Here is a 25,778-nt window from a genome sequence, read left to right as displayed (position 1 = left end):
TCGTCCCTCTTAGCATCCCCCTGAGAGGTGGAAAGGCCACATTATCCCCTGTCCCCTTTTTTGGCTAGGCTCATCTCTTTCCCTGGGGCGCCGGAGCAATCCGGCGCTTTACATATTTATTTCACCGAAAGGGCTGATCGCATGGAAGAGATGGATGAGCTGTATGGAAAGACTGGGATTGATACTCCCTATGAGCGGGAACAGGTCATGTATCGACCACAGGTTGTTATGCCCGATCGAGAGCGCATCGCCATGGTTAATCCGAACACGATTATCAAGATCGAGCGAGCCAAGGATTTCACGATCGCTCAAAGCTTGATAGACTATGATGCATTGTCTAAAGCAATTGAGGCTATTATGCAGACTATCGAAGGGCGACAGGCGACAGCTGATTTCAAGGCGTACAAAGGCGACCTGGCGGCCGGCGACAGTGCGAAAATAATAGCATGGGAAGACAAATACAGCGACCACCATGGGGCTCCGGACTATGAGGTCTATACGATCCTCTTCCACATGAAAAAGTCCGTCGATAGCCGGCGCAGCTTTATTGACACCCATTACCGTAACCAGATCACGGATGAACGAAACGTAGAAGATCTGCTGAACGCAGAGCACTCTTCGATCGCCGGATGGACGCAGATGGAGCTCAAGTTCCTTGAGATTGAGGAGAAGATCCAGCAGCTGTACCAGGAACATGGCGACGATGAATCTGTTGATGAAAACGACATCCAGCGACAAGTTGCTGCCCTCGAGGAAGAGCTGGCCAGCCAGGATGCGGCGAAGCGAGACAAATCAGAGTTTCATACGACACTTGCCGACGCTTCTTATATCCACCGTAATCGGTACTTGATGTTTATGCAGGTGACAGAGAAAGCCAAGCAGCTGATTGAACAGCCGCAACTGGTGCTCGGAGACGGCACTCATGACATGATCATGCAGATCTCAACACTGACAGATCGTTCCGGCGCTCAGTCGCACCTGATTCTGGCATTCCGGGATCTCAAGACCAAGCACACACAGCTAAAAGGACAATACCAGTCCATTAATGACCAGAAAGAGCAGTTTGTTTCGAAGCAGCTCTGGTTCTATCAGCAGCTGAAAGTGAAGTCCGGCCAAGGTCTTCAAGATTGGCTGTACAACCAAAATGAGAATAGCACCGATACCTTCCAAAAGCTTGCCACTTTGCTTGTCGATTCGATGAAAACGACCGGCGACAAATACCAAAGTGGAAACGCAGATATCCTTCGATTTTATCAGCAAGAGTCCGTTTTTTATGACGATCAAATGGGCCTGATTCAAAAGAAAGAGGAAATACGCAGATTCCTGAAAATAATTGAGGATTTGGAAGATGTGAGTGTCGTCACCGAGGAATGGGCGCAGGATTATCTAAAGGCTCAAGGCTACGCCATATAGCGGAGTGTGTAATGCACTACACCGTTCATGTATAATTAATGAAGATATGAAGCCAATAGTCGCAGACGGGGGAGGTGTTGTTCTTGGCAAAACTGTTCAAACAAATGATGCGGAGAATAGGCTTGCAGAACGCACCGACACCACCGGGCGGCGCTGGATCGGGTGGCAGCGGGGTCACGATTAATCGAGACCCTAAGCAAGTCCAGGTTAAGCGCATTGGTTATCAACTCAGCAACGGATCAGGTGGTAGTGGCCGAGACAACTTTGAGGGACCAGCAGCCGATCTTACCTTGATTGCAACAGCCATCGAGCGAGATTCTTATCTTACTCAGGCCGTCATGCGATACCGAGAACTGATTTTTAAATCAGGGTATCACTTCAAGGGAAAGAACGAACAAGCGCTGGATTACCTCCGTTTACGCCTTGAAATGATCGCCATCGCTACTTTGATTCCTACGGAAGAACTGTTCCAGGGAATCGGCGATGACATCGTTCGCTATGCGAACAGCTTCATTGTAAAGGCAAGAGCGAAAAAGGGTGTCGGACTTCCGCCGGGCGTAACTGCACTTGCAGTTCTACCGGCTAAAGATCCTATTGCTGGGTATTTCCGTTTGCCGCCGCAAACGATTACGGTCGCTCGTGATGCGAACGGAACCGTGCTCTCCTATAAACAGGAGGTGCAAGGACAGGGTGATGCGCTCGTTTTCAAGCCGGAAGACATGATTCACATTGCTGTGAATCGTCCAGCCGGCCAAGCGTTTGGATCACCTTGGGCCGCCCCTATGATCGACGATATCCGCTTGCTGCGGAAGGTTGAAGAGAATGCGGCGCTCCTCTTGTACAGGCACATATTCCCGCTCCTAGCCTATACGGTGGGGCTGGATAAACCGGGCTGGGAGTCCTCTCCGGAAGAGATCACGGAGCTTCAAACCGTTATCAGCGATATGCCAACCGATGGCGCCATTGTGCTGCCGGAGCGACATAAAATCGAGGCCGTCAACATCAATACGATGGACGTCCGGCCACTGATGGACTACTTTGAGAACCGAGTCTTTACGGGCATGGGGATGAGCGCAGTCGATATGGGTCGTGGCGACACCGCCAACCGAAACACCGCCGACTCCATGAGCGGTATGAAGGTGGACCGTGTCAAAGGCTGGCAGCAGCAGATCCAGGTTCAAATCGACAAGTTCATGATTGAGGAGCTTCTTCTGGAAGGCGGATTCGATCCAATGGCCAATCCGGATTTCAACGTCGATTTCGTCTTTAACGAGATCGAACAAGAGATGCGGATCAAGATGGACACTCATGAAATCTTTAAGTTTGAACACAATCTGCAGACATGGGAAGAAACTCGCAAAAACATGGGATCTGATCCTGTGGCCGACGAGTCTCGCCTATATTTCCAGATGATAGGCATGCAGCAAGCCGAGCACCAGGCAAGTCTGGATCAAGCCGCCGCCGCCGCCGCTGCTGGATCGGCTTCGACCGACAACAAGCAGCAGCCAAGCAATCAGCACGGCACCCGGTCCGGTCCGAAGAAATCCACCGAGTGGTCGTATTCGGAACAGTATTACCAAGAGAAATACCCTGCGATTGGGTTTTTCCGGTATGTTGGTCCGATCAATGAGCGAAAGGCGCCTGATGCTAAATGGGAAGTCGATCTTCAGGAGTCGGTATTTACACGATACCCAAGTGAACGAGTCGAGGAGCTGCAAGCCGGCATCGAAGCGATCTACTCGGATATTGAAAGTGATGTCGTTAGCGAAATGAAGCGGGCGCAAGATCGAAAGGCGTTCCCGATGACGGAATCCAATACCTTGCTGTCGTCCATCCACTTTGGGAAGGACAAGATGGTTCAGCAGGTGCAGAAGGCAGCCAATGGCGCCCTCGGCGAAGGCATCAAAGAGGCCATGAAGGACGCCAAACGCAACCGGCTGGCTTCGATCGATTCCTCACTGGCGATGCGAGTCGTATCCGAATCTTCTAAAAAATCGTTCGATACGACAGAGAAGCTGCTACATAGCATGCTTTCGGAGAAGCTCGAGAACCTGGATGATCCAGTTGAAGCAATGCTTCGAGTCAAAGGCGTATTCCAGTCCTTGCGGTATCGCAACGCATTACTATGCCGGACGCTGATTGCTAAGACATTCAACTACGGTTACGTGCTTGCGATGGTTCGGTACGGCGAATCCGAAGTATACGCCGAGTATACAGAAGGCTCGTGCCCTACGTGTCTGGAGAAATCGCAGGCCCCTATCGATTTGAGTCGCCTCTCATCCTTGGATGAGATGACTATATTTGATCAAATACCGCCGTGGCATCCGAATTGCGATTGCCCGCTGACACTTGGAGGGAGGTGAATCGAAATGAGGTACACGTTGCAAGAACACCAAGGTAAACGGCTATTTCCGAAAGACGGAATCGACGAGCGACACGGCGTAACCGCCAAGATCAATCAAGAGTCCGTCAAAGTTCTGAATGAATCCGCCACCGGCAAACGGCGAAAGCTGATTGTTCAGATGGAGGCCATTCATGTAGGGCGAACCGCCAACTACACTTTCTATACGAAAGAGGGTTTGCAGGGAGGCTTAGAGAGCTGGACAACTCCTCGACCAAAACCTGTACTCACTCACCACAATCAGTATAGCGGCGAACCGATCGGACGGATCCTCAAAGCGGAGTTCAGCGATGTAACGCAATCCGGTAAAGCCGGCTTGATGTTCACTGTTGAAGTCACAGATCCGGACGCTATCGAGAAAGTGCTTGATGGGCGTTACCAGACCGTATCAATTGGGGCGAGCACGGATAAGGTAACGTGCAATATTTGTGGAACGAACCGCATTGAAGAATGGTGTGATCACTATCCGGGAGAATCCTATGAGGGCCAAACCGCCCACTTTATCATCGGGAATACATTCGGCCGGGAAGTCAGTTATGTGAACGTGCCTGCGGACGAGCACGCTGGAAATACATCGGTGACGGTGGTTGAAGGCGAAGAAGGCGGCACGAAAGAGTCCATTGGCATGGACATCATCCAGATCGCAGAAGGATTGTACCAGACTGCTGCCAATCCGCATGTGAATCTGTACGAAAACGCAGGTCAAGACCTACGGTCGGCACTCGACAAACTCTTGACTTTCGAAGAAGGGAGCAAAAGACCGATGAAGGACGAACCTGAGCCTGAAAACAATCAAGTACCTGGTGCTACTCCGGAAGAGGGACAACAGCAGCCAGCTGCAACACCTCCTGCGGATCCGCCGGCTACACCACCTGTGTCTACGACAGAAGGGCAAGATCCGCCTGCAGCGACACCAGCAGATCCACCTGCGACGCCGCCTGCAGCTCCAGTTCAAGAAAGTGTTACGGACTTGAAGTTGCGTGTTACGACACTTGAAGGCCAAAACACGAACTTGACCACGGAAAACCAAAGGCTGACGGGAGAATTGCAAACCAAAGAAGGCGAGTACCAAGCCGCACTTCAAGAGAATGCAAACCTCCAATCCAAGATTCACCGCATGCTTGCTGAGAAGGTCGTGGATATGAAGCGGTCCTTGAACAAGCCGGATGTGGTAGGCGTCGATCGTGAAGAAGCAGTAAATTCTCACGTTTCCCGCTCCAAAGAATCCTTGGAAAACACCTACAACGACCTTGTCGCTGAAGCCAAGCAAGCTCGTCCGGAGCCGGGCAGCGTAACCAATCCTGGTGCTGGAGCACCTGGTGGTTCCACCGAGGAAGGCGACAAAAAGCCAATGACTCTTGCAGACGGAGTCAACATGATTTCGAGCATGTTCGGCGGCGCAAACAAACGAAAAGGACGGTAATCCGTCACTAAAAAAAGGAGTGAATTCAAATGGCATTGTTTCATGGTAATGGCAACCCAATCCGGGACCAGAAAGACCAATACTTCCGCTCCAATACGAAGCTGCAGGCGGGTACGCACGACAGCCCAGGTGAAAAATTCCTGATCGACCCTCGCCTCAAGCGCCTGTTTCGCTACCACTTCGGCGGCGACGGTTACGTCGTAATTCCGAAAGGCCGTGTCATCGCACCGGCGACGGACGTATTCGACAATCCGAACAAACCGGGTCAAGTCAAAGACTTCGACACGAACGCATGGGTTCCGGTCATCACGCTGGCAAACGGCGGCGTAGACGTGACGGAAACCGGTAAAACCGGAGCGCAACACACTCGCCAAGCAAACCGCCCGATCGGCGTAGCTTATGGCAATTTGTACGAGCAATTCGTTGACGGCTTCAACGGCATGCAGCCTACGGTCGAAAACGAAATCTACATCGAACTGCCGTATATCCCGCTCAAAGCGGATGCGGAAGAAGTCGAGTGGGGCTCCTTCTATGACGCAGATCCAACTCGTCCGGCACAACCTGGCGATTACGTCATGTCCGACACCGTTGGCCGTGTCATCAAAGCCGATTTCGACAAGCTTCGTGAAGACATTGCAGATGCCGCCGATCTTGCCGAATTGAAAGTCGCACTGACGGAAATGAGCCGTCTTGGCGAGCAATCCTTCGGCCAAATCTGGGCTGTTGAAACGCCAATTAAAGACGGATCCGCTCCGACTGGATGGCTGAAATGGGTCCAATGGTCGCAAGAGGACATGCGTTCCGACGACAAGTGGATCAACAACAGCGGCTTCCGTCCGGAAGACATCGGCACTCAAGACGGCTTCCCTGGATACCCGTATGAGCGCACGTACAACAACATGGACATTGCCACTGGCAAATACCAGCCGAAGGGCATCCCTGGCCTAACGAACGGCGCCAACATCGAAGTGTCGTATACGAACGAAGTAATCGGCATGGTTAACGCTGGCCAATCCGGCCGACACGACTTCCGCTTGCTGCATCTGCCAGCCATCGAAGGATCGGCCGTTATCAAAGCCGGCAATACGACGCTTGATACAGACACGGCGAAGCCAAGTCACATCGTGTACATCAACTACGAGCTCGGCTTGGTGGTTGTGAATGTCGATAACACAGCGGGTTCGGCGCCAATTGCAGTGACGGCAACGTACAAAGCAACTGGTCAAATTCCTGGTATCCCTACTGGCTGGGACTTCAAAGGTTCCATCGGCGCAGTTCGCATCTTGCTTCATAAATAATCGCAGCTCATAAAAGGAGGGCACAGACAATGTTTAACGTAAACGAAATGCAACTTTCCGAGGCGTCCCAGAGCGTCCTTAAACGTATGCAGCGTCAGCTGGACCTGAACGAAGACTGGACGCAAATCCCGAAAAGCGATTTGGTTTCTGTCAAAGAGGCCCTGACCACGCAGGATGCAAGCATCCTCATCCCTCGTGTCGTGACCGGCATGATGCGGGAAGCAGCAGAGCCGCTTTACCTCGGCTCCCAATTGCTGCAGACGGTTCGCCTGACGGAAGGTCGCTCCATTGAGTTCCCTTCGATCGGCGCAATGCGGGCCCACGATATCGGCGAAAGCCAATCCTACCTTGAAGAAACTGTGGACTTCCAACTCCACCGTACTCAAGAGGTGAAGGTCGGCAAGTCCGGTATGGTCGTTCGTGTAACCGACGAAATGATCAACGATTCCCAGTGGGACGTAATCGGCATCTTGGTTCGCAAAGCCGGCGAAGCGATGGCCCGACTGAAGGAAGAGAAAATCTTCAATCAGTTCTCCAAGCACGGCCACGTTGTATTCGATAATGACATTCGTCAGAAGTACCACGAAGCAGGTACAAACGGATACGATGAAGCGGGCAACCTGAACAACACGATGAGCACTGAAGATCTGATCGACATGTTCATTGCGGTAATGGGTAACGGCTTCACGCCGTCGGACATCCTGATGCATCCTCTGACTTGGAGCGTGTTCTTCAAGAACGACATCATGCAGTCGCTGTCCTACGCTGCACTTGGCGGCAGCCAAATCACGAACCTGCAGATTAATCCAGAACAAGTATCCGGTCGGATTCCGTTCTCGATCAATCTGAACTTCACGCCGTTCGCACCGTTCAACTACGAGACGAAGAAATTCGACATGTACGTGGTGGACAAGTCCAATATCGGCATTCTGCTGGTCAAGGACCCGCTTTCTACGGAACAGTTCGACGATCCGATGCGTGATATTCAAACGATCAAGGTCAAAGAGCGCTACGGCGTAGGCGTTCTCAACGAAGGTAAGGCCGTGGCGGTTGCCCGCAACCTGGCGTTCGAGAAAACATGGCCAGCTCCAGATCGTATCCGTATCGTCTCTTAATCGAGACGGTACCGGTACAGATCGCACTTCAAACCAACAAAAAATAACGGGAGGGATCGTAGATGCCTGAGATCAAGGTTGGCCTTGCGCCACGAAAACAGAGTTTTTACGATCCCCTCACCAACACTTATCTGACGCTGGAGAAGCCTGTGCAAACAATCAACGTTGACGGTAATACGGATCTGACAAAGATCACGCATGCCGTCTGTTGCCAGCCTCCAGCTTTGGTGTTGTTTGAGGGGGATATCCCGCAGACGTTCATCGACGCTTGGAAAGCCAAGTTCGATGGCATGTTCAGCGGAAAAGAGAAGGACCGCAAGAAATTGGACGGCACTTGGGATAAGCACACACCTGTGTTTGCCTTGGACCGTGCCGATGCGGTAAACGCTAATTCGGCCAACGTCGTAACGGCACAAGCAGAAGGGCAGGCCGACCTGTTTTCTGTAGCCGCTGCTGTGAATACCGATGACGCCGATAAGGCTGCAGCTGAAGACGCTGAGGCCGCCGCCAAGGCTGCTGAAGCCGCACAGGCTGCAGAAGATGCTGCCAAAGCTCAAGAGGCTGACAAGGCTTCTGAAGCTACCAAGGACACCGGCAAAGCTGCAGGCAAGGGCAAAGCAGCTGCTGAGAAATAATCCGAGGAAAGGCAGGGATTGATATGCTTGAGTCAAGGACTTCAGAGCTGGCATATGCAATGGCTAAAGCCGTGCCTTTCCCTGTCGATTTCAAAGAGCAGCACAATAATCGGATCTTCAAGCATGTTTCGTTTCCAGGTGAACCGGGGACATACCGTATTCGGGCAATCAATAATGGTCTGAACACGGTGTCCACCATTCACCAGAAATCAATCAGCACCGGCATCGATGCAACGGACATCGAGGGTCAGCGGTATAGAATCAAAGCTGTTCTGAGTGAACCTGATACCGGGATATCAGAATCCTACTGGCTTTCAACAAGACATGAGGATTATGTGGGGGTTCAAGCCTTCAATCAATACCGGATCCGGGGCATATCCCTTGAGGGGTGGAAGAGTGATTGGGTTTATTCCGAGGCTCGAGATGAAGCTAACCACATTGTGGTCTATGAAATGCTCTATGATCTGTTGAACATTATCGAAATGATCGATGATGAAAAGATCGAAGCGTTCCTGCAGCTTATGACCAGCGATGCTTATCAGGCGGTAAGTCACTCCGAATTTGTTCGGTTTATCCCGAGCCTGGAGCCAGACGAGCTGCTGGAGCACCTGATCTCCGAGACGTTCGATAGCGAATCTGATCGGTCAAATGTGGTAAACGAATCGCTGGTCGCACAGTTAAAGAGCTCCTTTGATTTTATCGGCAAGAGCCTCTACTCCAGTTTCAAAGAGGATTTCTTGGCGGATAAGCGGGAATTTGCTGACATCATGAAGATGTACCGGGCTTACGACCGATTCCAGCAAAAGCCGAGCGACATCGTCTCCATGGTTGTGGAGATTTTCCTCGAAGAGTACCTGGAAAACATTGTGAAAGCTTCGAATATCGAAGTGCTCTTAGAAAATGACGAAAATAAGGCGATTTATTTAGAAGGTCGCTACGCTTTGGATGTTAAAGCCGAAGTTTTGCGGGCAGCGTACACGCTAATGCCTCACGATAACTTTGTTTTCCATGCAAACAGTACGGTAAAATTATTGACAGAGCCTATCTTCAGAGAAGATGTAAATTATCGTATCGTACAAGAGACCAAAGAAACGCTGTCTGTGTTCGCCAGCCATCTACAAGAAGCGTTGGGCGTTACACCTTCTGAAGAACTGTTCTTCTTTATGAGGATGATGTTCCAGGAGGCGTACATGCCATATATGCTCATGGATCAGCGAATAGCAGAGGTTATGATCAATCTGATCGATGACGCCGACTATATCAGTGGTTCCGATGGAATCATCGAGTATGATGTGGTCGAAGGGGACGACGTTAATAAGCGGATGTTCCTGTACGATCTGGCTTGGAATCTGATTCTTGGAGACAAGGATTTCCGGTACGACTATGAAATCGGACTGATGGATAAATTCTTGAATCATATGACCTCAAAGCGGCATGCACTCGTGAACTATCATTTCTACGAATATGTAGATGCCCTTGCGGAAATGGGTGAGCGGTTCACGCTCCGATACAAGGAAATGCCGTTTACACCAAGCGAACAGCTCTCGATCGGTAGTAAAGAGCAGACTGCCCGCCGATTCAAGACGTCAAGCTCTGTTCAAGAAGACACGGACCTTATTGCGAGCGACTCTACGAAACTTGCGCCGTCTGCAGCCGAAAGGCTTTCTGACTATATGGACGTATTGCTGGCGGAACAGCTTACCAATCGTTCTACCCCACAAGAAACAGAGCATGAAAACTTTGTCGTGCATTACGCTGATGTAGCTGCGACATCCGATGACCTTCGGGGATTGGTGAAGGAGTATTATCGCATATTGGCCAGCGAAAGATTGGGCATCAGCCCGGATCTGGGAGCTTCCCGCTCCGAACTGTTCCATGTATCAGCCAATGATCTTGTTTCCCCACAGTATAAGCCTCATTTATGGGCGAAATACAATCTACACCTCAAGACCAGCCGTGATATATCCGTGACGACGAGCCTGAAGGACCAGTTCAAATTGGACGGCCGTGAGAAGGTTCTGTACGCCCTGGGTGATATCTCAGCAGGATGGCCAATTGGCCACTTCATTTTGGGGACCAATACTTTGAAGGGTTAGGAGTGAGCAAAAATGAAATTGCAAACAATCGAGAAGCTTCTGGCGCTCCTGCCAGATGGCCCGAAAAAGCAAAAGTTTGCGGCCGACTTGAAAGCCCGCATGGAAAAGCCGAAATCCGGCGGTTTGCATGACGTGTTCGAGTTTGCTCCGAAAGGGCACATTCGAATCGAGAAGATCGATGGAAGCGGCAACGTTCTTGGCCTTCTTGCAGATCAAGCCAACTTGGTCGTAAACGGCGCCGAAGAAATTCTGCTTCGTGCGTTCTCTGGCGACCCAGAGCGGACGCTCTATAAAGTACGGATTCCTAACGACGAATCCAAAATCTATCATATCGGAATCGATGCAATCTCCGAAGTGGTAGACGGGGTAGATCAGCTGAAATACGCCCCGAACATCTTCTGGAAAGCGGTTGAAGACAAGGACTTCAAGAGCTCCTATGCTTACCGTCCGAAGACACTGTTCCTGAAAGAAGAAACTTCCACACAGGTCGGCAAGAAGGCCTTCCGCATTGTGAAGACGCCGGTGTCGGGTGCGATTCCAATCACCTCGGAAATCTACAGCTCCAGCACGAACATGTTCATCGGTATCGGCGACGGCAAGAACTACGAAGTCGATTTGGCCGATGATCGTCTGACCTATACAGGCAGCTGGGCTACAAGCGGCGAGAATAAGGTGTCCCCGGCGATCGGCGACAAGATTGCATTCGAGGAAAAAATCAGCAATTTCAAGGTGGATTATCTTTCGTCCGATAAAGGCGGGCGAATTGAAATCTATGTGGATAACGTGCTGAAAAATGAAATCGAATGCTATGACGCTGCCGCAGTTGTTCCTGTCGAGAAAAGCTTCGAGCTCTCCGGTCTGGACCACACGTTGGCGCACAAGATCGAAATCAAGTTCTCCGCAGCTGACGCCGCAATCGTGAATCCGGAAGTTGCCATTGCCGGCATCCATTTCGACGCACTGACGAAAGAGATGAACGGCTTGATCCACGAGCTCGAGAACTTCACGAAAACCTTCGACACACCTACGGTCTACAGCACCACAAACGTGGCGCCTTTCACCACGCAGCTGATCAGCTTCCCGGTCGTTCCGGAGAGCTTGGTCGTGGAGTATGACGGTGATGCGATGGATCGGGTAGAGACCAAGGCTGAAGTGGCTGAAGGAAAATACTTTGCTGATGCCCAATCAGGCAAATTGTACTTCAACCGCACGCTGAGCGGCCTACTGATCACCTACAATGTGACTGGTGAGCAGTACATCCAGAAGATCGCATCGTTGCTGACAGCCGACAAAGTGACGCATCCGATTACAGCTGAAGTCCCTGTCGGTACTATCGATGGCACGAACAAACTGTTCAAGCTGGCCAAGAAGCCGCTCGTGGCAGGCACGCTTGCCGTAACGAAAGTGGCAGCGGACTCCACGGAAACACTCATTGCCTCTGCGGATGTGACGCCAGATCTGAACGCTGGAACGTTTACGCTGAAAACCGCACCAGTTGCCGGCGAAACGCTGAAAGTCAGCTACGAGTGGTCCGAAGCAGCAAAAACGCTGGATCTCCCCGTGAAAGCAGCTACGTCCGTCAAGGTCAACGGCCAAGCAGCGGACAAGAAAGTGCTCACACTTGCGGCCACCAAAGCCGAGTTCGGCCCTGGTAAGTTCCTGGTTGACGGCAATAAGCTATACCTCAGCCCAGTGGACACGGACGGCTCGACGATCTTTACTTCCTTCGAAGTGCTCTATGTTTCGGCCGAGATTCCAGGCGTAGCCACCGGATATACTCGTCAAATTATCGAGAAGCCGAAGAGCGGCATTGCATACCCGTGGTATCAGCTGGATAAGGGGACCATCAGCTTCATCGCCGAGTTCCCTGAAAACGTGCCAAACCATAACATCACAATTCGTGAGATGATTCTGGCCGACGGCCCTCGGACCGACGATAAAATCGACGGATACAGCAACTATCCAGTTGACGCATTCTCGATCGTAAGAGTGGGCGAAACTCGCAAAGAAGTATCCACCGGTATTCGGGTAACATGGACGATCACGCTGCTCAACAAAGACGGCGATCCATTCTACGGCGGATACTAATCCAGAAGGAGGGAAACGGAAATGAACGATCAAATGCAACTGCAAGCAAGAGGCCGAGTAAAGCTGGAGCTTTACAACAAGAAGGGCGAGGTTACGTTTTCCAAGGAGAAAAAGAACCTCGTCGTCCTGACGGCCAATGAAATTGTCGGCAAAGTCATGAGCGACCCGGCCAAAACCGTGAAAGCTCAGCAAGTCGATAAGGGGGACACGCTGCTCGCCGCTAATGGCGACGGGCAATATGTGTTCAACCTCTCCAGGCAGCGGGAGGCAGAGGGCTCCTACGAGGTCAACAAAGGCGCTACGAATGCGGATACTGTTATCGCAATTCCAGACGTCACGATGATCACGGAACTCAAAAAAGTCACCGTAGACGGTGTGGATCTGGTCTTGGAGCAAGACGTGTACGTGGGCAATGCGGACGAAGGAAAAATCGTCTTCAAAGTGGCGCCGCTGAACCAAGTGAAGATTGATTTCCGCCGCACGGTCAATGCTTACGTTGAGATCGTAAATGGCACCGAAGTCGTTAAGGTTGCCGGCGTTGCGTATAAACGGGGTGCGGTTCCTTCGGACGCTGACAAAACCTACAAGATCGACCACAGAACGGGCAAAGTATTCTTCGCAACTGCGAAGTCTGCTGTCGAAGTGAGCTACAGCTACAAGATCCGGTATTCCCTGGGCTTTATGGGCATCGGCGGTAAACCTGCGACCCATCCTTCTGGCAAGCCTGTAGAATTCGCCACTGGCGACAAGCTCCGCAAAGTTCTGGAGGGCGAGTTCACTGGCTTCCGTCAGCTGGTTCAATATCCGGCTGCCGTATCCAAAGGCGAAGCGGAGATCCAGGTGCTTCCGACCAAGCCGATCGCTTTCGTTGAAAAAACGCAAAACGACATCGGAGACGCCGCTAAAGATACGTTTGATCTGGCGAACACCAACAAGGTGCTCAAACTGGTCAGCGTGAAAGTGGACGGTACGGACATCGCCGCAAGCATCGTGGATGCAACAGCGGGCACAGTGAAGCTGACGGCTGTCCCGGCACTGAATGCTGCGATCGAGATCAAGTACCAAGAGCAGCTGAACAACGACCATCTGGTATACGGACTTGCTGAAGGCCCGGTTCTTGAACTGGTTGCCATTCGCCACGAAGCGCTTGATCACACTGTGACAAGCTACAAGATCGATTCGGCGACCAAAGGTCTTGAAATCGGTAAAGGCGACGTATGGTTGCTGAACCCGACGCAAGGCATCTTGCAGTTCAGCTCTGCTCCGACGCAGGGCGTACCTGTTGAAACTCCTGGGCAGATCACGGTTGAATACCGAATCAACTCCGGAACGACGGTTCAGTACGTGGCAGATTTCCCGAAAGGCGTTCCTGGGCCTGTGGTTCAAGAAGAACCAAACGAACTGTTGACCATTGCGGCGGGCGTCTCTTCTTACGGGCTGAAGCATGCTATTACCAAAGACCTCTCTGGCAACTTCATCGTCGAGGTGAGACGCAATGGGACTGTGCTGACGAAGGATACGCATTACACGATCTCTTCGGACGGCAAGCAGGTTTCCTTCAATACAAGTTTGGTTCCAAGCGACGTCGTTGCGGTGAAATACAGCTGGCTGAACGAAACGCACGAAATCTATACGGTGGGAATGTTCACGGATCAGCTCGATGGCGACATGTTCAACATCAGTGGCATCGGTCCTGTAACGAAAGACAAGAACACCGGCATGCGGATTACCTGGTCTGTAACGTACTAAGGGCGGTGATAATATGGCAACACCAAACTACATGAAGCGCATCGCATTCCTTGATGGTCAAGTCCTGCATGATTTTCACTTGAATACCATGCAGGCCAACATCTCGGAGGCAATCAAGCTCAAAACCACGCTGGAGCGCTATGACATGTTGCTGTTGGTATCGCCATACAAATACTATTTCTGTGAAGGTTTCACGGATGATAGTAATCGTGATCCATCGAGTAATGCAGTCCGGAGCACGCTGAGCTTCTCGATCAATCAGGACTCGTGGATCACGCCCCTCTTGGAACTGCCGGCAACCACGGACGAGCTGTACATCCAATCCAACATGGAAGAGGATCCGGATTTCGGCTCGACCGTAAAGTTCTTTTACCGCCATTCCACAAGCGGTTCATGGAACGAAGTAAAGGCAGACAAGCCTATTTATCTTACTACAGCAAGCAAGTTCGTACAGCTGAAGGTCCAGTGCCTCTACACAGGGACAACTCGGCCGACCGTGTACGATTTCTGCTTAATGTGGAAGTGAGGAGGGGATTGGCGTGGCACATGTTCAGCAGCACCCCAGATTTCCTTTATACCGGATGAAGATCGGCTTGATGGCCGACTTCTCTGGTTCCAATACGGTATTTCAAGAAGTGCCTATTGGCGTAAGAGACGGGGTCAACAAAACATACCGATTGGCGCAGGAGCCATTGAAAAATAGCGAGTCCGTCTACAAGGACGGCATGTATATGATCAAAGGGCTCGATAAAGATTACACCTTGTCCGGTAAAGACCTCATCTTTACCGAGGCGCCAGTGGACAAGGCCGTCATAACGGTCAATTACAAGTATCAATCGGAGGGGTAGACATGAATTTCGTAATGCGATCCGACCCCCACCATATGGCTGAAGGTGTTGCGATCGATGCTCGCATCGACGTTTACTTCATGGTCGATCTCAATGTGAACACATTGGCGGAGGGTGCTGTCATTCTGTACAACCTAGATGAGCAGAAGAACCTTCCTATCGATTTTATTTACAAAGGCCGGGTGCTTGCCATTCAGCCAAAAATCCCAATGAGCCCTCTGATGCATTACCAGGTGCAGATCATCGGCGGGAAGGACGGCGTTAAAGATATCACCGGAAAGGCAATGCCGGACACCTATTCCGTCGAGTTCTATACGGCCGACGCAAAGGGCATAAAGCCTCCTGTGTTGTTGTCGCCAACGGATCTATCGGAGGTCAGGAAAGGGCCACAGTTCTCTTGGGAAGCTGCAGCCGACGCCTACTACTACGAGCTCGAGATTTCAAAGAGTAACACCTTCGACGTCCTCGTATGGCCAACGGAGCGGATGCGGATCTTTGAGACAAGTATCCTTCCAAATGTTCTCTATGCCAAGGGTGGTCACTATGCTCGGATCCGGACCATTCGTAGTGATGGCGCCCGCAGTGCGTTCTCCAAACCCGTGCAGTTCATGTACAGTGGCGAAGAGCAATCGCAACCGGAAGCACCGCCAGTCGATATCCTTGACCCCAATGAGGCTCATATCGAAACGCTGCAGCAGTTCTTCGCCGACCAGCCACAGGCACAAGGGCTGTTATTTTCGGTAGAGAAGACCTCACCTGCAGCAAGCAGCGTGAATTTGCCGGTCGCCGGCATCACGCAAATCGTAATCGAGTTCAGCGATGATGTGGATCCAGAGAGTCTGACCCCAGACATGTTCTACGTGGTCGATGAAAAGAATTAAATAAACCCTCTCGTCTCGGCGAGGGGCATTACATAACGGCAAGGAGGATGCTTCGTGAGCTACTTGGGAGGATACACTCAAAATCAACAGATTTTATTAGGATTTATGACATATGATGAGCTAAACAGCCCAATTAGCGCCGATTTTCCACCTACGCCAGAGATTGGGTTTTTCCATGCAAATGGTGTTCTTGAGGTGGGTCATGCTACACTTACAGTAGCTGATTTGAGGCTGAATTCTGCCCATTTTCAGGTTAGTTCAAGAAGAAGTGAAATGGACTTCATGAACGCATATTCGGGATGTTTCGATGAAAGGACGGTGATGTAACGATGATTCCATTGGATGAAGAATATATCCCGCCCAAAGAGTTCGGAATGAAGACCGGCATTGGTGTTCCAACGATTGATCCCGACAATCCACGTCGAGTGATCTTGAAAATTACCGAGCCGCTGAAACTCAATCACAGCTATACGCTGGTGCTTGATAAGGGGATCAAGTCGGTGTCCGGAAATTTGCTTGAAGAAACCATGGCGATTGCTTTTACGACCGAATATGGGCCGCTCTACGCAGGTCCACTCGAAGTTCGCAGCGTAGTCAAGAAGCTGTACACAAGCTTTGAGCTGTCGGAAATCTACGTGGCGCTTCGAAATGCCGGACAGAAGGCACACCAGCTCCAGGGACTAATCGTGGACGTAAATAATTCACGATATAAAGCACTGGAGGAGCGGGACAACGCCTACTTCCCGACTCAAAAATACGTGGCTTATGAAGCAGCGAGAGCATTGCTCTCCTCGCTCCTGATGCGGATTCTAAACAGCGATGCATCTACGGGAGGTCCAACATCAACTGCCTCGACGTCTGGAATGGTTACGCTCGGCGATTTGACGGTTCAAGAGAGCGCAAGCTCAGGGTCGGGTACCGGCGGCGGTTCCGGCAATTCTGACCCGCTCACAATGGTGGAAGACGCATTATCTGATCTTTCCGGTGAGCTCAAGTTCTGGCAAGATGCGATGCTTGGCCGTAATCGCAGAGGGTATGCAGCACCTGTTTCCGCCAACTTCCGCACCGCAGCTGGAAGCCCCGAAAGTCGAGCGTTTGAATAATGCGTGATCTTCGGGCCGACATCAAAGACATCCTGGAGAAGTACGGCCACAAGGTTGTCTATGTGCGGCAAGACAAGCGGTTCCGGTGCGATTGCTATTCGGAGCGCAGCGGGGAGCCTATGGCGGATTGCCCGAAATGTTTCGGCACCACCTACAAGGTGTCCATCCGAAGCTGCCTGACCCGGCGAAAAGTCAGCGTAGTGCCTGAAACTTTGCCGGGCGCCAGACGAGTTTCACCGCTCGGGAATATTGCCGCCACGACCTACAAGTATTACATGGAGCACGACGTAGCGCCGCAGCCGGGAGACTTGATCTTGGAAGTGGAATGGGATGGCGAGAAGCCAGCGACCATTACCGAAAAGCTCTACGTTAGTGTGCCGGACCCGCTCCGTGGCGACACGGGAAGAATAGAGTTCTGGCAAGTCTATGTACGGCTTGATTGGAAGGGGGACAACGATGATGCAACCCTCACCGAACATTAGCTACGAGCAGCTCGCTCATCTATTCATGGATGAGGGCATCACGCTCGGTAAGCGACTGGTGATTGCTGCAGAAGCAGCAAAAGGGCAGATGTATCAGCCCACGCCAGTGACGTCGGTTGATCAAGCCAAGATGATTTTTGGATCCGGGCCGCTGATCGACCGATGCGACGACGCCACGGCGTTCGCCAATTTTGATGTGTATCTGATGAGGATGGATCGTAATGCATTTCAATACTTATATCGATGCCTTATGCCATTCCCATTTGATCTCATATATATTGATGGCTTTACTTTCAACAAGATGCCTGACGAGATCCAGGATTTCATCGATTTCGCTAAGCAAAAGGAGTACCACGGACAGCTCATACATGGATTCTTCGATATTGAAGGTTTGTCCGGCTTCGAGGCATACCGATCCCTTTTTGTAAGCATTGCGAAGCTCAGCATTGTCACAGAAGACGGCATTGAGGAAACCGGCAAGTACATCTCGGTTGTTGTCGATCAGATCAAAGATCGAAAAGCTGCCGCCGTGTATGCGGGCCTGGTTACAGCCCTGAAGATAGGCGCAAGCCCAATCAACAAGGCGCTTGCTGACGTGGATCTGAAGGCCGAGTTCACCAATGATCAAATCATCGAACTGCGCAGTGCAGGAATGGTTTGCTTCAGAAAGAGCTTTAAGAAAGGGACGATCTGCACCTCTGCAACATGCGCCGTGGCAACAGAAGGAAGTGTTCACAAGAACATCTCCAATTTCAGGATTGCCCAGGATGTCATTCAGGAAATCGCTCAGATCCAACAAGAGTACGTCGGGCGGGTCGGCATTTCCTTCGTGAAATCGGAACTTGAAGATCAGATCGAAGTCGCCCTAATGTACCGAATGAAGCTGGGTCAGCTCCGCCGGTACGACTACGAACTGACCACCGACGAGCTCAACGGGATCATCAATACAGCGATCGAATTGGTGCCGATTTTTACGATACAAAAAATGAACGCCAGTGCGCTGGTGAGGGTGAGGGTATGAATTTGAGGCCTATCGAGATGAATCCGGAAGTCGCAAAGGATCCATACGTTGACAGTCGGCTGCGGTCCAATAAGCCAACGAATTACATGGGTTTCATTGATGAGCTCCGCAGATTGTGGCAGCTGGCCGGCAAAGAGGGAGACTTCAAACGGCATGAGCCAATCAAAGAAGACATGGCTCTTCCGAGGATCTCATACCGGAAGATCCACCGAACAGTCAACACGAGCTTTAAGGACATCAAGCCACGTCACCGAGCAACCATCAGACACCCCTATCGAGAAGGTGAGTGGGTGGAGCTGCGGGGTCAAATCTTTGATGTCGTCGTGGAATTCAACGTCTACTCGGCATCGGCCGAACAAGCCGACGAAATGATTGAAGAGCTGGACGAGTTCCTTCTGTTATACAAGGGATTCTTCAAAATGAATGGCGTGCAAGAGATTACATTTTTGCAACAACTCCCAGACACGGTGATCACGGATTTCAGGTTCCCAATTGCCTGCCGTCCGATCCAATATACAATGCGGTTCGAGAAGATCATGCCCTTATTTCTCAACCAGATTCAACAGATGATGGTTGAGGCCCAAGTTGTCCAGCCACAAGAAGTATCCAAGGAGGATGAGTGACAATGGCAAACGAGAACGAAAACCTGCCCGGCGTCAAGGTGACGTATGAAGACGGCAACCTTTACTCTGGCAACCAAAGCCTGCAGGCCAATACGCAATCCATTTTGTTTATTGGTACCGCAGTGGACGGTCCATCCGGCGAACCAGTCAGCGTTCGTGATCTGGGGATCAAAGCGGCTGACAAATTGTTCGGCGGTTTGATCGACCGTAAAACAAAACGCCCTGTCCAGGCGAGCCTGCTTCGTGGCTTGTACGAAGCAATCAAAGCCGGCAACGAAGACGTTCGTTTGCTCCGTATTGGCGGCAAACAGGCCAAAACGATTCTGCAAGCGAAAGACGTAGCCCGCAATATGGAGCAATACCTCGGCGATGCGAGAGGGAACGAGCCGTTCTTCATCGACGTGGATGTGCCATCCGGCGGCAAATTCGTTGGCGTAAGCAAAGTCGAAGTCATTCAGAAAGACGGAACTGCGGTCAACATGACCATCGGAAACGTCCTTGACTATATCGATCCGGCCACGGGAGCCGAAAAAGCATTCTTCTTCGGCAACAAAATGCGCCCTGGCACAACCGTAAGGCTCTCCTTCGATTACGAGACTCGCAACTATACGATGGTTCCGAAGCTCGAAGGCGGCGTGCCAAACTACAACGACCCGGATTACACCCTGTCGAAAGATACGGCGAACAACCATCATTTCTACTCGGCTCGCAATAACTGGTCTGATCGACTGGAGTCCGGACACATCCCAGTCGTTGTCGTGAAAGACAACGCTACTAGCGAAGTGTTCACGATCTCCTCGACAACGCCGACTGGCGACTACATCTACCGTGTGGGTAAAGGCCAAACGGCTAACCCGCTGACAGATGCATGGTCGGATCAAGACTACAAAGACGGCGGCATCTTCTTCACATCCGCCTATGACAACGAGGTCGGCAAAGGAACGTATCCGGCTCTTACGGGGGACGTAACGGTGACGGTCGAATACGCTTGGTTCACTTCCTTTGCTCAGTCGAGCACTTCGGAAGGCCCGATCCCAGGTACGGCTGCCACATATGACCTGAACTACGCACCAATGGCCACTGGCTTCGGCGTGTTCTACAAGAGCGGAAACACTCGTGTGGAGCTTTCGGAAGGTACCGACTACGGTGTGAGCATTGCCGACAAAACGGTGACGGTTACGGCCGGGGCAGCGCCGGTTGGCGCTCAATTGATTGCCTCTTATAAGACTTCCGCATCGACGGTTCAAGACCCGAAGGTGGAAGTGTTCGGTAAATACGCCGGCTCGGTGTACGGTGGCCTCACGGATATCTACGATCTTGAAACCCTTCATGGGGTAGCCGTCGAAGTGACAACAGATCCGGAAGATCCAACGGGCTACGAAAAGATCATCTCTTTTTACAAGCCGGAAGAGAAGCGCCTATCGTACCGTGACACGGTTCTTGTATACCGCACCAAGAAACTGGCACAAATCAAAACGATCCGCCAGTTCGTGAACTACGTCAATAACGACTCGCAGAACAACGTTGTCTACCTGGCAGCTGCGAACGAGTACGGCAGCGTACCGATTCAAGGGCTGGAAGTGACGGGAAAAACGTTCCTCGGCGAACAAGCTCCCGGCACGCTGAAGGAAGATTTGAATGAACCAATGGATTCTCCGAATCGCTACCCTTGGCTCGGATCCGACGGTGTGTTCGACGTCACCAGCCCGACGCAAATGCAAGAGCTATATGAAACACTCGGCGGCAAGTATGACTTCGTTGGCGACGATTACAAGCTCATCCAGCTGGGCGTATATGGCAAACTCGAAAACTATGTGGTTGACGAGATCGTGCTGCTCGATGTGCATGCCAACACGCTGATCGATCCGCTAGTTCCAGAGAAAAGTTTCGCCAACCAACTTGCACTGCACTGCGCAACGGCAACGGCGAAGACCTGGGAGACCATCGGCACGATTGGTGTAGCGCCGGCACTGAGCGCATCTCTGCTGGACGTACAAGAGTACATCGACATGCTGACCAAGCCAGGATTCCTCGATGGCGACATCAACGCCGACAAGCGTGCGCTCTACGAGCGTAACGGTATCCGCACGGATTACGTGAATGAACATTACGTGTACACGGAAGCGACGCACGAATATGTTCTGAACGATGAAGGCGACCGCATCGACATCGGCCGCTACGTGAACATCGTGTTCGGCCCGGAAATCGGCCTCTCCAGTGACAAGATCGGAAATTACGTGACAAGCGGCGCAGCCACTTACGCAGCTCTGATCTCCACGCTGAACCCAGAGGTTTCGACAACGAACCGCACGCTCGAGGTTGTTAAAGGCTTGCGGTACAAGCTCTCTGATGCACAGCACAACCAGCTGTCCGATGGTCGATTCGTAACCTTCGCCGATCAAATTAACCAAGCAAACATCGTGAAGTACGTGGTGAAAGACGGCGTAACAGCTGCACTTCCATTCTCCGACTACACTCGTTTGTCCACGGTTCGTATCGTCCACACGGCGGTGCAGCTGGTTCGTCGCAAAGCCAACCCGTTCATCGGCCTGCCAAACGGTCTGGCGCAGCGCAATGCACTGTCGGCCGAGATCCAAGCCGGCCTGGACAAGATGAAGGAGCTTGGCGTGCTCCAACGCTTCAAGTTCACCATCTTCAGCTCCGTGCAGGATAAAGTCCTGGGTAATGCTTTCATTACTCTTGAACTGGTTCCGCAATTCGAGGTTCGCCGCTTCAACACAAGCGTGGTACTTCGTGCAGCGTAATGCAATCCATCAATAAGGGCGGCGGGGCGAGAGCCCCTCTGTTCACATAAAAAGGAGTGAAAGATCATGTCTTTCGATCAAGAGCAATATACCCGGACGTTCAGCTCCTTCAGCGGTGCTGACATCGTTGCAACATTCAACGGGCGCCTTATCGGTGAGCTTCAAGCGATCACGTACTCCGTGGTTCGTGAAGTAGCGCCGATCTACACCATGGGCTCTCCAGATCCACGTTCGTTCTCCAGAGGCAAGCGTGGCATCAGCGGCAGCTTGATCTTCACGATGTTCGACCGTGATGCGCTCATGGAAGAAATGAAGAAGTCCTACGAGGGCGCACCGGACCTCATGACATTCCAGCAATACCAGTGGAACGTCGGCGCTCAAGAGAATCAAATCCTGAGCGGCCTTCAAGCCGCAAAGAGCACGGGCGGATACGGCATTGAGACGTGGGACGAGCAAATGACCAAGCTGGGCTACGGCGCAGTATCGGGTCAGCAGGGGTACAGCGCAGACGGCTTGACCGGATTCTATACACCTGAATACGCCGACCAGCTGATGCCGTTCAACATCGCCATCACGGGCGCCAATGAATTTGGCCAACGGATGGGCATGGAGCTCTACGGAATCCAGATTCTGAATTCCGGATCCGGCTTCTCGGTGGATGATGTGGTTGCGGCCACGGCGTACACTTTCGTCGCACGGAAAATCAAAGGCGTTGAACGTAAGGCGAATCTTCGCACGTCGGGTCAATCCAGCGCCAACACGGCTGCCGGCGAATCTTATCAAATCGTATAAGATGGCAGCAGGGAAGGGGGCAGCGTTCGCTGCTCCCTTTTTACATAACCAATGAAAGGGTGAGAGGAATGCAAAGACGACCAACTGACGTTGATGGTATGCAGAGGACATTCACGACATACGCCGGCACCGACATGGTTGCTACACTGAATATTCCAGGAAAAGGCCCAATTGTCTTCGGAAACCTGTCGCAAATATCCTACTCGATTTATCGAGCCAAGTTTCCAGTTCTTGCACTGGGCCGGGTGACACCAAAAGGCTTTACCAGAGGGATGCGTACCGTGACCGGCATATTGCAGTTTACCGACTTCGACGAGACGATTGTCTACCGATGTCTGGAAGAGATCAGGGAGCAAGGATACAAGGTGCTGATGGATGAAATGCCAATGTTCGACGTGACAATCTCTATGGCCAACGAGTTTGGCAGCAAGAGCGTCATGACGATCTATGGCATTACGACCTTCACAGAGGGCAAAGTCATGGGTGTCAACAATATGTTTACTGAAAACGTCTATGAGTTCTATGCACTCGATATCGATCCACTTTCAAAAGTAAAACGGCTAGGAGGCTGATGATGATGTACAGAGCACCCGCTCCACAAGGAAACCCGTATGTCCGGCCAAACGGCAGGGTAGAGTATCAAATCTTCAACGAAGACTACTTCTCCGGCGCAGATGTGCATCTGTATTTCGGAAACATCTGGGTAGATGAGGCCGTGGCTGTTGCGTTTCAGCTCGAGGAGCGAGTGATGCCAATCTACGGTTATAACTCATTCACCTTCGATGCAGTCGCCAGAGGGCAGCGAATGATTAATGGTATGTTCACGATCAACTTCAAGTCTGTGGGCTACTTGATGACCGTGCTGCAAAATGCCAACGCCATTGAAATGGCAGTATCAGAAGCACAGCAAAGCGGGCTTGTCACGCCCGACGATTTCAAAAATTACAAGCTGGACGATATTCTCAAGATGGCTGGAAAGAGTGGCTTCGATCAAATCGCCGACGAATATGAAAAGGCGCTCTGGGGCGTGACAGACGATACAAATTCAATTCTCTCTTATGGTAATCGACCGTATTTTCCGCAGACCCAATACGGCTTCGACATCAAAATCAACTATGGGGCAGTATCGGAATCCATGTCACCACAGATTAAGAATTACTCAACATCCAGCTACGCCAATGCAAAGGCGCCCATGTTGACGGTAGAAACCATCAACGGCGTTCAATTGACAAGTATGAGAAAAGACGGCATCGGAACGAGTTCGGATGGTGCACCAATTACGGAAACATACAGTTTCATAGCTAGAGACTTAAATGGCCCTTTATATATGAATCAAAAGCGTATATAATTGTTATAGTGTAATGCATTACGTTAGGGGGATAAAAGCAATGAATGATAATCAGGGACCAAAGCAACCGGACCTCTTCGATGGTGCTCGCACCGAAGGTGAAGACGGGATCATGAGCGGGGATAAGGCACCGGCAGCAGGGCCGTCCGGGGATGAGCAGGAAGCCGAACGTATTGTAGTGGCCTACGGGTACACGCAGGAAGAACTGGAAACAGAAATCTTCCCAGAAGGTCCGACACGACTTGAAGTGGAGCAATGGAAAGAGAAATATCGTGGTGTTTATTTCACACCATTTGATGATGAGGTCTTCGTCTGGCGTACACTGGAACGTCCGGAATACAAGGAATGTATTGCTGACCGCACCTTAACGCAGCTTGACCGTGAGGAAATCTACACGGAGAAATGCGTTCTCTTCCCGAGAAACTATTCTCGTGAAAAGATGCGCAATGACAAAGCCGGCATTCCAAGCTTGCTCGCCGAAATGATCATGGATAAATCCGGATTCGTGGCGCAGGCGGCTCCAATTAAATTATAAGAACCACAGCGAGCAGGGCATTACGTCCTGCTTGTTGTCTATGTAAAGAGGTGTATCCATGGCTACTAGTCGGCAGATTCAAAAATGGAAGAATAAATATGACGACGTCTATAAAGTTCCTGTGCTGGAGTTCGAGTTCTATTTTCGCCCGCTGGGCCGGGAAGAGTATCGCCAGGTTATTATTCAGGATTTGCCGATCGGAGACTTTCAGGAAGCGATCTGTGCAGCAGCCATGCTCGAGCCAGCTGACTTTGATTTCGGACATGGCAGGGCCGGCTTCGCAGAAACACTATGCGACTTGATCCTGGATGCATCGGGTCTACATATGGGTCAGGCGCAGCAGATCCTAAATGAGTTCCGAGAAGAGATGATGGTATTCGACAATCAAGTAGATTGCCTCATCAAAGAAGCCTTCCCAGAATACAAGATCGAGGACATCGGAAATTGGACTGTTCCAAAAACGATGTGGCATGCGGCCAGAGCCGAGTATGTGCTGCAGGTGTTAAGAGGGATCCCTATCATTCCAATTGACCAGCAGGCACAAGCTATTTTGGCTCAGCAAAAAGGGCAGCAGCCGCCACAACAGCCACAGCCACAAAAGCAGCCGATGATGTCGCCACAAGAGCGAGCAATGAACTCGCCGCTGGCACGTCCGGAGGAACCTCCCGCACCACGTCGGCCAGTAGAACGGGGAAATGGACCGCAGCGCAGCCAGCTCTCCGAGGAAGAAACCATGCGCATGCTAACGCAATCCATGGCCAGTCACCCGCAAGGCGGGCAGCAGATTGACCCGGCCAGAGAGAATAATCCCGCAGGCGACATGTTCCCTGAGCTGTCGTGGTTCACATCCGAAGAGCAGCTGAAAGGGGAATTTGATTGAATAACGAAGGATATGAGGTGATGGTCTTGTCGAAAAAAGTTAAGGTAATTTGGTTAACTGGCGGTAAACGTAAGGAGCAAGTTTTTGATACCCGTCAAGAAGCTGAACCACTTATGAAAGAACTAAACGAAAAAGGTGAACTATGGGTTTTGACGGACAAAGTTTAATATGCAGTTACATGAGCAGATATCGCTGATCTATAAGGACCCCAGGGTGAATCGAAAATACGGAGAGGGCAGATGGTGCATTCAAGATGCCTGGGAGATCTTCTTCCAGATCTGG

The 25,778-nt window shown here is 51.4% G+C and carries 24 protein-coding genes; all 24 read left to right on the top strand.

Features of this window, described 5'->3' with window-relative positions; genetic code table 11:
• The first annotated feature begins 141 nt into the window (after window positions 1-141).
• The 24 genes from GZH47_RS32800 (at window position 142) to GZH47_RS32685 (ending at window position 25,663) form a co-directional block, all read left to right on the top strand.
• Window positions 142-1,413, top strand: coding sequence for a hypothetical protein (locus GZH47_RS32800; protein ID WP_162645812.1), 1,272 nt, complete (start codon window positions 142-144; stop codon window positions 1,411-1,413).
• 83 nt (window positions 1,414-1,496) lie between these two features.
• The gene (locus GZH47_RS32795) at window positions 1,497-3,776 is read left to right on the top strand and encodes a hypothetical protein (protein WP_162645811.1); all 2,280 of its coding nucleotides are present in this window, start codon (window positions 1,497-1,499) and stop codon (window positions 3,774-3,776) included.
• A gap of 6 nt (window positions 3,777-3,782) precedes the next feature.
• Window positions 3,783-5,237: a hypothetical protein gene (locus tag GZH47_RS32790; protein WP_162645810.1), complete on the top strand. Its 1,455-nt coding sequence runs from the start codon at window positions 3,783-3,785 to the stop codon at window positions 5,235-5,237.
• A gap of 29 nt (window positions 5,238-5,266) precedes the next feature.
• Window positions 5,267-6,535 (top strand): hypothetical protein, encoded by a 1,269-nt coding sequence (locus tag GZH47_RS32785; protein ID WP_162645809.1) that lies wholly within the window; start codon window positions 5,267-5,269, stop codon window positions 6,533-6,535.
• A 29-nt stretch (window positions 6,536-6,564) separates the two neighbouring features.
• The gene (locus tag GZH47_RS32780; protein ID WP_162645808.1) at window positions 6,565-7,650 is read left to right on the top strand and encodes a phage major capsid protein; all 1,086 of its coding nucleotides are present in this window, start codon (window positions 6,565-6,567) and stop codon (window positions 7,648-7,650) included.
• A 62-nt stretch (window positions 7,651-7,712) separates the two neighbouring features.
• Window positions 7,713-8,285, top strand: coding sequence for a hypothetical protein (locus GZH47_RS32775; RefSeq protein ID WP_162645807.1), 573 nt, complete (start codon window positions 7,713-7,715; stop codon window positions 8,283-8,285).
• A gap of 59 nt (window positions 8,286-8,344) precedes the next feature.
• On the top strand, window positions 8,345-10,381 hold the full coding sequence (locus GZH47_RS32770; protein ID WP_162645806.1) for a hypothetical protein: 2,037 nt from the start codon (window positions 8,345-8,347) through the stop codon (window positions 10,379-10,381).
• A 12-nt stretch (window positions 10,382-10,393) separates the two neighbouring features.
• Window positions 10,394-12,469 carry a DUF2460 domain-containing protein gene (locus GZH47_RS32765; RefSeq protein ID WP_162645805.1) on the top strand — a complete coding sequence of 692 codons (2,076 nt, stop codon included), beginning with the start codon at window positions 10,394-10,396 and terminating at the stop codon, window positions 12,467-12,469.
• Window positions 12,470-12,490: 21 nt separating this feature from the next.
• Entirely contained in the window at window positions 12,491-14,218 is a 1,728-nt protein-coding gene (locus tag GZH47_RS32760) for a hypothetical protein (RefSeq protein ID WP_162645804.1), read from the top strand.
• A 13-nt stretch (window positions 14,219-14,231) separates the two neighbouring features.
• Window positions 14,232-14,744, top strand: a complete 513-nt coding sequence (locus GZH47_RS32755; protein WP_162645803.1) for a hypothetical protein — start codon at window positions 14,232-14,234, stop codon at window positions 14,742-14,744.
• Between the two features lie 13 nt (window positions 14,745-14,757).
• The gene (locus GZH47_RS32750; RefSeq protein ID WP_162645802.1) at window positions 14,758-15,066 is read left to right on the top strand and encodes a hypothetical protein; all 309 of its coding nucleotides are present in this window, start codon (window positions 14,758-14,760) and stop codon (window positions 15,064-15,066) included.
• A gap of 2 nt (window positions 15,067-15,068) precedes the next feature.
• Window positions 15,069-15,947, top strand: a complete 879-nt coding sequence (locus GZH47_RS32745) for an Ig-like domain-containing domain (protein WP_162645801.1) — start codon at window positions 15,069-15,071, stop codon at window positions 15,945-15,947.
• Between the two features lie 54 nt (window positions 15,948-16,001).
• Window positions 16,002-16,274: a hypothetical protein gene (locus tag GZH47_RS32740; protein ID WP_162645800.1), complete on the top strand. Its 273-nt coding sequence runs from the start codon at window positions 16,002-16,004 to the stop codon at window positions 16,272-16,274.
• A 2-nt stretch (window positions 16,275-16,276) separates the two neighbouring features.
• A complete protein-coding gene (locus tag GZH47_RS32735; RefSeq protein WP_162645799.1) occupies window positions 16,277-17,050 on the top strand; it encodes an Ig-like domain-containing domain in 774 nt (257 codons plus the stop codon).
• Window positions 17,050-17,532 carry a hypothetical protein gene (locus tag GZH47_RS32730; protein ID WP_162645798.1) on the top strand — a complete coding sequence of 161 codons (483 nt, stop codon included), beginning with the start codon at window positions 17,050-17,052 and terminating at the stop codon, window positions 17,530-17,532. Before GZH47_RS32735 ends, GZH47_RS32730 begins: the two co-directional genes overlap by 1 nt.
• On the top strand, window positions 17,507-18,553 hold the full coding sequence (locus tag GZH47_RS32725) for a hypothetical protein (RefSeq protein ID WP_162645797.1): 1,047 nt from the start codon (window positions 17,507-17,509) through the stop codon (window positions 18,551-18,553). Before GZH47_RS32730 ends, GZH47_RS32725 begins: the two co-directional genes overlap by 26 nt.
• A 17-nt stretch (window positions 18,554-18,570) precedes the next feature.
• Entirely contained in the window at window positions 18,571-19,176 is a 606-nt protein-coding gene (locus GZH47_RS32720) for a hypothetical protein (RefSeq protein ID WP_162645796.1), read from the top strand.
• Between the two features lie 2 nt (window positions 19,177-19,178).
• Window positions 19,179-21,941, top strand: a complete 2,763-nt coding sequence (locus GZH47_RS32715; protein ID WP_162645795.1) for a hypothetical protein — start codon at window positions 19,179-19,181, stop codon at window positions 21,939-21,941.
• Between the two features lie 66 nt (window positions 21,942-22,007).
• Window positions 22,008-22,733, top strand: a complete 726-nt coding sequence (locus GZH47_RS32710; protein ID WP_162645794.1) for a hypothetical protein — start codon at window positions 22,008-22,010, stop codon at window positions 22,731-22,733.
• Between the two features lie 68 nt (window positions 22,734-22,801).
• Complete coding sequence (locus GZH47_RS32705; protein ID WP_162645793.1) at window positions 22,802-23,305, top strand: virion structural protein; 504 nt, start codon at window positions 22,802-22,804, stop codon at window positions 23,303-23,305.
• Window positions 23,305-24,081, top strand: a complete 777-nt coding sequence (locus tag GZH47_RS32700) for a hypothetical protein (protein WP_225446650.1) — start codon at window positions 23,305-23,307, stop codon at window positions 24,079-24,081. Before GZH47_RS32705 ends, GZH47_RS32700 begins: the two co-directional genes overlap by 1 nt.
• A gap of 40 nt (window positions 24,082-24,121) precedes the next feature.
• A complete protein-coding gene (locus GZH47_RS34335; RefSeq protein ID WP_225446649.1) occupies window positions 24,122-24,616 on the top strand; it encodes a tail chaperonin in 495 nt (164 codons plus the stop codon).
• Window positions 24,617-24,674: 58 nt separating this feature from the next.
• Window positions 24,675-25,496: a hypothetical protein gene (locus tag GZH47_RS32690; protein ID WP_162645791.1), complete on the top strand. Its 822-nt coding sequence runs from the start codon at window positions 24,675-24,677 to the stop codon at window positions 25,494-25,496.
• The gene (locus GZH47_RS32685) at window positions 25,493-25,663 is read left to right on the top strand and encodes a hypothetical protein (protein ID WP_162645790.1); all 171 of its coding nucleotides are present in this window, start codon (window positions 25,493-25,495) and stop codon (window positions 25,661-25,663) included. Before GZH47_RS32690 ends, GZH47_RS32685 begins: the two co-directional genes overlap by 4 nt.
• Window positions 25,664-25,778 lie beyond the last annotated feature (115 nt).

Origin of the sequence: Paenibacillus rhizovicinus (assembly GCF_010365285.1) — a bacterium.
Taxonomy (GTDB): Bacteria; Bacillota; Bacilli; order Paenibacillales; family Paenibacillaceae; genus Paenibacillus_Z; species Paenibacillus_Z rhizovicinus.
This window is presented reverse-complemented; position numbering and strand designations above follow the sequence as displayed.

Bases quoted from the DNA above. Each gene is read 5' to 3' on its own strand.
- GZH47_RS32735 (WP_162645799.1), top strand. From the start codon at position 16,277: ATGATTCCATTGGATGAAGAATATATCCCGCCCAAAGAGTTCGGAATG.
- GZH47_RS32785 (WP_162645809.1), top strand. From the start codon at position 5,267: ATGGCATTGTTTCATGGTAATGGCAACCCAATCCGGGACCAGAAAGAC.
- GZH47_RS32775 (WP_162645807.1), top strand. From the start codon at position 7,713: ATGCCTGAGATCAAGGTTGGCCTTGCGCCACGAAAACAGAGTTTTTAC.
- GZH47_RS32715 (WP_162645795.1), top strand. From the start codon at position 19,179: ATGGCAAACGAGAACGAAAACCTGCCCGGCGTCAAGGTGACGTATGAA.
- GZH47_RS32770 (WP_162645806.1), top strand. From the start codon at position 8,345: ATGGCTAAAGCCGTGCCTTTCCCTGTCGATTTCAAAGAGCAGCACAAT.
- GZH47_RS32800 (WP_162645812.1), top strand. From the start codon at position 142: ATGGAAGAGATGGATGAGCTGTATGGAAAGACTGGGATTGATACTCCC.
- GZH47_RS32705 (WP_162645793.1), top strand. From the start codon at position 22,802: ATGCAAAGACGACCAACTGACGTTGATGGTATGCAGAGGACATTCACG.
- GZH47_RS32755 (WP_162645803.1), top strand. From the start codon at position 14,232: ATGGCAACACCAAACTACATGAAGCGCATCGCATTCCTTGATGGTCAA.
- GZH47_RS32725 (WP_162645797.1), top strand. From the start codon at position 17,507: ATGATGCAACCCTCACCGAACATTAGCTACGAGCAGCTCGCTCATCTA.
- GZH47_RS32690 (WP_162645791.1), top strand. From the start codon at position 24,675: ATGGCTACTAGTCGGCAGATTCAAAAATGGAAGAATAAATATGACGAC.
- GZH47_RS32730 (WP_162645798.1), top strand. From the start codon at position 17,050: ATGCGTGATCTTCGGGCCGACATCAAAGACATCCTGGAGAAGTACGGC.
- GZH47_RS32710 (WP_162645794.1), top strand. From the start codon at position 22,008: ATGTCTTTCGATCAAGAGCAATATACCCGGACGTTCAGCTCCTTCAGC.
- GZH47_RS32720 (WP_162645796.1), top strand. From the start codon at position 18,571: ATGAATCCGGAAGTCGCAAAGGATCCATACGTTGACAGTCGGCTGCGG.
- GZH47_RS32780 (WP_162645808.1), top strand. From the start codon at position 6,565: ATGTTTAACGTAAACGAAATGCAACTTTCCGAGGCGTCCCAGAGCGTC.
- GZH47_RS32760 (WP_162645804.1), top strand. From the start codon at position 12,491: ATGAACGATCAAATGCAACTGCAAGCAAGAGGCCGAGTAAAGCTGGAG.
- GZH47_RS32745 (WP_162645801.1), top strand. From the start codon at position 15,069: ATGAATTTCGTAATGCGATCCGACCCCCACCATATGGCTGAAGGTGTT.
- GZH47_RS32700 (WP_225446650.1), top strand. From the start codon at position 23,305: ATGATGATGTACAGAGCACCCGCTCCACAAGGAAACCCGTATGTCCGG.
- GZH47_RS32765 (WP_162645805.1), top strand. From the start codon at position 10,394: ATGAAATTGCAAACAATCGAGAAGCTTCTGGCGCTCCTGCCAGATGGC.
- GZH47_RS34335 (WP_225446649.1), top strand. From the start codon at position 24,122: ATGAATGATAATCAGGGACCAAAGCAACCGGACCTCTTCGATGGTGCT.
- GZH47_RS32790 (WP_162645810.1), top strand. From the start codon at position 3,783: ATGAGGTACACGTTGCAAGAACACCAAGGTAAACGGCTATTTCCGAAA.